Genomic DNA, 4,801 nt, shown 5'->3' with positions numbered 1-4,801 from the left:
ATTCGGCAAAGGAATATATAGCTAATCGAGAATTTAAAAATGTAGAAGAGTTAGAAACAACAATCGCAAGGCTATTAAATGAAAATCAATTAGAGATAAATTGGAGTAAAAAATTTAAGAATAAGGGAAATTTGATTAATGCAACTTAAATGCGTCTTAGCTTACACAAGTCAAGATTCCTCAGTACAGACATTGGATTTTGTCTTCTGTATTTTAGTCAATATTAATCACCACGATTTGGCGTAAATCAGGACGTGCCTATGCCATTGAAACTTTAAATTCGGATCAATTAATGATATTACATCATCATCCATTAGAAAATAATAAAGAATTTGCTACAGTTTAAAAAATACTTTTCAACTTTACTAAAATAAAATTAGCGAACATTGAAATTACCAAAAGGAAGTAAGTATCATGGTTAATCTTGAGGAAATACAACAGGATGTTAGTGAATTACCCGAAGAAGCACAAATGTTAGTTAGTGATTTGATTAAGTCATTATGGATCTAAATTTAATGTCCATTACTCTAGTGATGCGCTGGTTAATAGGCTGGATTTTAATGTGGCGTTTGCCTAGACTTCCCGACATTGCAGTTGTCAGTTCGCCGAAAGTCTCTGTTTTGATTCCTGCTAGAAATGAAGAGAATACTCTCCCCCATCTTCTGACGGCATTACAACAACAAACCTTTCAACCCTACGAAATCATTGTTATTGATGATCAGTCCGTTGATCAGACTGCCCTTGTTGCCCAACAAGCAGGGGCAAAAGTGATCCAGACTTCTCCTTTACCCGTTGGTTGGACTGGGAAAAACTGGGCTCTCAAAACTGGAGTTACCGCTTCATCAGGGGATTTTCTTGTCTTTCTTGATGCTGACACTGAACCGAACAAAGATTTACTTCGTAGGTTAGTTGGCACAGTTCAAAATTTAGGCGGTTTGATTTCAATTCAGCCCTATCATCGCACGGAACGACCCTACGAATTATTAGCGGTACTATTCAATCTTGTGGGCTTAATGGCGATCAAACTTGGTGCAAAGGGTGGTGTGGCATTTGGACCAGCTATGGCTACAAGTAAGGATGATTATGAGCGCATCGGTGGTCACGATGTTGTGGCAGGATATGTAGTAGAAGATTGGTTTATTGCCCATGTTTACGAAAAGGCAGGTTTACCCGTTAGTGCTTATATGGGTTATGGACAAATAGACTATCGGATGTACCCTGGCGGAATACGAGATTTGATTGATGGTTTCGATAAAAATTTTGCTACGGCAGCAGGGGAAGTATCGTGGTTGCGAATGTTTGCGGTGGTACTCTGGCTTTCAGCATTATTTTGGTCAGCGTGGTGTTTACCCGCATCTTTATTGGGTTGGACAACTTTTGGTGATCCTTCTTTAGTCTATACGGTAGTACTTTATCTGGCTTTTGCTATTCAGTTGGGGATTATTGTTAAACCCGTGGGTTCATTTGGATGGATTGTCTTTTTCTTCCCTATTCCTGTTGTTTTCTTTATTGGTGTATTTATCATCGCAATTCTTAATCTTAAACGGGGTCAAATTGAGTGGAAAGGAAGAACCATTAGCACTCGATGGACAAAGCCATGAGTTTACCAATTTTTCAACTACCAGATTTGATCATTTTGGTGCTTTGTTTCGTCGGTTGGCTAATGTGGTCAATTTTTATCGGTTTTATCGGTCATTTGCTTCCTTTAAAATTTTTAGAAACTGATACTTGCCTTACTCAGTTGCAATTTTTGGAGCAAGATCGGCATTGGTATGAAAGGGTATTACGGATCAAACTTTGGAAGGATCGTTTACCCGAAGCTGGTGGTTTTTTTCAAGGCGGTTTTAGTAAAAATTCCATTAGGGGGGGTAACTATGCTGTTATGTCACGTTTCTTAGCTGAAACCCGTAGGGCAGAATATGTTCATATAACTATCTGGCTTTTCTGGTTAGTGACGATGCTTTGGACACCAGGGTGGGGATTTCTGATAAATTTGCTCGTGGGAACAGCTTTTAACTTGCCTTGTTTATGGGTGCAGCGTTACAATCAACTTCGACTTCAACGTCTGTTGTTATTAAAAGAACAGAGAAAAATTACTTGATTTGTGTTGCCTTAGAAACCTCGAAATAAAGAATTGTAGTCAATCAATAGTTGTTTAATTAAATTCAATTTAAGTATTAGAAAACTTTGCTGAAAATATAGAACCACTGCCCCTTATGACACCACTCCTATGTTTCCGCCAAATACTAACATATATATTTGATTTATTATTCATCAATATTGTTTCACTATCACAGTAATCTATTTGATTAAGATTGACCTATCGCTTTCACCGCAGTCAGATATCGCTCCTTCACATTTTCGTAGTCCAACTCCTCCGCAATGCCTTCCTGCCCACCGCGTTCAATCATATCCGCATGACGCTGTAATGTGGTTCGGTCTGGTATTCGGTGAGTAAAGGGCGCGATCGCCGTAATCGCCTCTAATAAACGCATCGTCACCGCAACACTCGACTTTCCATACTGCCGAATCTGGTTGAAAGCCGCATCCGTCGCATCCGCAAAGGAGATCGGTTCAGCGATGATCCGAAGCTGGTTTTGGTCATCGTAGCGGTAGGAAGAAGGAATTTCTCTTTGGGCTAAATGACAAAGAGCCGCACTAAGTTGATCGATGCAACGGATGGCAGTAAACGGATCATTAATGCCTGGAGAAAGGGCGCGTACCGCAATCTCAACCAATTGATCGATGGGAAACTCCACATCTTGTTGCTCTGTGCGCTGGGAACCGAGAATAAAGGCTTCGTTGATCTGGGTTATCAGCTTTTTGTTGACCTTTTCTTCAGGAAAGACCCGCACAATTTCACTTCCTTTGACCACAAAACGACCAGGACGTTGTTGAACCCGCAATAACAGATTATTCTCTTTCGCAATCTGCATCAGTTGTTTGTCATCAATCCCTTGAATGTAACCACTGGCGATCGTCTTAATGGGACAGGCAACTCGCTCAAAGTCAGCAGGAATAGCGACTAAACTCTCCTCCTGTATCTGCTTCGATGTACTCCGTCCAATTCTTTCAGGAAAAAGCCGATCAATCGCAATATCAAGATCATTTCCCACTTGTTTAATTATCTGATCGACCTGAATCGATGAGGCTGAATGATGAATGAAGTAAATCAATACGCCAACGCTGGCGATCGCTAAGACAATGCCGATGGTCACTGACAGGTGGGGGACAAACACATCTTTTTCCACGCCATTGACTGTTCGCAGTACCATCAAGCTATAGACAAACGTGGAAATGAAAGTTCCCAGTACAATTTGGTTGCCCGTGTCTTGCATGAAATTCCGCAGCAAACGTGGACCAAACTGAGAAGATGCAAGCTGAAGTGCCACGATCGTAATAGAAAAGGCAGTAGTAGCAACAGTCACCATTGAACCAGCGATCGCAGAAAGAATGGCTCGTGAACCATTAGTACCTAGAGAATAAGCCCAGTCAACTCTTTCGACGATATTGGCTTCTAGTGTCTGGTCAATCCAGATGGTAATAAAGGAAAGTGCGATCGCCAGTACCACCATCAGGCTTGGCACAAACCAGAAACTGGAATGTAATGAATCCCACAATTTAGCTAACTTAGCATATTTCATAAATAGTAATATAAATAACCTACTAATTTTTCATTATGCTCGATCGAAATAGGTTCTATTTGAGTTAATAATACTTCCTTTTTCAACTCGGTGGCATGGGATATGATGTAGATTATCTCAGGGAGAAATAATTTTTACTGGTTGTTGTTTTCATATTCTGCTAAAATTTCTCGGATTCGTTTAGCTGAAATATCCTCTTTTTCTGATTTAGTATAAATCGTCATCATAATAATAATTGTAGAACCTTGAACATGATAAATTAAACGATAACCGCCACTTTTACCCTTTTGAATATCACTATTTTTGATTCTAACTTTATAAAAAATATCATTAGTTTCAGGTATCCTGACTCCAATTAATTCTCCTAATTCTAATTGTTCAATTATGGGTTTAATATCTGATTTTATCTGACGATATTTTTTCGCTAATGTTTTAATATCTTGTTTAAATTGAGCAGCAAATTTAATCTCAAATAAACTATTTTTATTCGGCATCAATTCCATCCCATAATTCACTAATCGGTCTAACTTTACCTTCTTTTATGTCTTGCCATGCTTGACGAAAACTAGCTTCTGGAGTAGTAATTGAGTCTTCTTGATCAAGAATAGTAATTTTAATTCTATGTCCTTTAAATTGATCACCTTGTAGGAGTATTTCTTCCCAAGTTCCTTCTATTTCTAAGAGTTTAGATGTCATGGCTTTAACTAAATTAATTGATTATGGTTAGTATTATAATGTAAGTTGTCTTACCTAAATTGGATTTTTTTAGAAAATATGAACATAAGAGTGACATAATTTAGATCATAAAATAAATTTTCTTGAGTTGCCTATGTTACTCTCTGATATTCTCGCTAACGGTAAACAAACGATCGCACCTGTATCTACCCTTATCGCTACAGGGTTTTTTCATTCTCAAATTTTAACTACCTTTTTTTTCTCATCTTTTTTTCTTTTTCCCCTAATCTCATACTTAAAATTTAATTTTAACCTTTTCTATTTATTTTTAATCTTTCTGCCTTTATTTTTCAATTTTTTGCCATGTAGATCTCTGTCTATCCTGTTTTTACTACATTATAGACTTTTTTCCTCTCTATTTTTCTCATTATTACTTACTATTTTTCCTTAAATTATGTCAGGATTTAGTAATAGTATCTTCC

Annotated in this window: 5 protein-coding genes and 1 pseudogene; 3 read left to right on the top strand and 3 right to left on the bottom strand. The window is 37.9% G+C overall.

The features are described 5' to 3' along the window. The 3 genes and pseudogenes from ACEW8E_RS08485 to ACEW8E_RS08475 form a co-directional block, all read left to right on the top strand. Nucleotides 1-149 (top strand): annotated as a pseudogene (locus ACEW8E_RS08485) (IS630 family transposase); the annotation flags it as partial. A 366-nt stretch (nucleotides 150-515) separates the two neighbouring features. After that, a complete protein-coding gene (locus tag ACEW8E_RS08480; RefSeq protein WP_373479906.1) occupies nucleotides 516-1,601 on the top strand; it encodes a glycosyltransferase family 2 protein in 1,086 nt (361 codons plus the stop codon). Beyond that, nucleotides 1,586-2,101, top strand: coding sequence for a hypothetical protein (locus ACEW8E_RS08475; RefSeq protein WP_373479905.1), 516 nt, complete (start codon nucleotides 1,586-1,588; stop codon nucleotides 2,099-2,101). The genes ACEW8E_RS08480 and ACEW8E_RS08475 overlap by 16 nt, the downstream gene beginning before the upstream one ends. Nucleotides 2,102-2,309: 208 nt before the next feature. Here ACEW8E_RS08475 and ACEW8E_RS08470 read toward each other — a convergent pair whose 3' ends face one another. From ACEW8E_RS08470 to ACEW8E_RS08460, 3 genes are all read right to left on the bottom strand, one after another. Beyond that, nucleotides 2,310-3,644 carry a DUF2254 domain-containing protein gene (locus ACEW8E_RS08470; protein WP_373479904.1) on the bottom strand — a complete coding sequence of 445 codons (1,335 nt, stop codon included), beginning with the start codon at nucleotides 3,642-3,644 and terminating at the stop codon, nucleotides 2,310-2,312. 134 nt (nucleotides 3,645-3,778) lie between these two features. After that, entirely contained in the window at nucleotides 3,779-4,138 is a 360-nt protein-coding gene (locus tag ACEW8E_RS08465; protein WP_373479903.1) for a type II toxin-antitoxin system RelE/ParE family toxin, read from the bottom strand. Next, nucleotides 4,128-4,340 (bottom strand): hypothetical protein, encoded by a 213-nt coding sequence (locus ACEW8E_RS08460; protein WP_373479902.1) that lies wholly within the window; start codon nucleotides 4,338-4,340, stop codon nucleotides 4,128-4,130. Before ACEW8E_RS08460 ends, ACEW8E_RS08465 begins: the two co-directional genes overlap by 11 nt. Between the last annotated feature and the right edge of the window lie 461 nt (nucleotides 4,341-4,801).

It is taken from the genome of Geminocystis sp., from assembly GCF_041753295.1.
In the GTDB taxonomy this organism is placed as follows: domain Bacteria; phylum Cyanobacteriota; class Cyanobacteriia; order Cyanobacteriales; family Cyanobacteriaceae; genus Geminocystis.
The sequence above is the reverse complement of the archived record's forward strand: the minus strand, read 5'-3'. Positions and strand labels throughout refer to the sequence as shown.

Excerpts from the sequence above, each read along its gene's own strand:
- ACEW8E_RS08480 (WP_373479906.1), top strand. The coding sequence starts at position 516 with ATGTCCATTACTCTAGTGATGCGCTGGTTAATAGGCTGGATTTTAATG.
- ACEW8E_RS08475 (WP_373479905.1), top strand. The coding sequence starts at position 1,586 with ATGGACAAAGCCATGAGTTTACCAATTTTTCAACTACCAGATTTGATC.
- ACEW8E_RS08470 (WP_373479904.1), bottom strand. The coding sequence starts at position 3,644 with ATGAAATATGCTAAGTTAGCTAAATTGTGGGATTCATTACATTCCAGT.
- ACEW8E_RS08465 (WP_373479903.1), bottom strand. The coding sequence starts at position 4,138 with ATGCCGAATAAAAATAGTTTATTTGAGATTAAATTTGCTGCTCAATTT.
- ACEW8E_RS08460 (WP_373479902.1), bottom strand. The coding sequence starts at position 4,340 with ATGACATCTAAACTCTTAGAAATAGAAGGAACTTGGGAAGAAATACTC.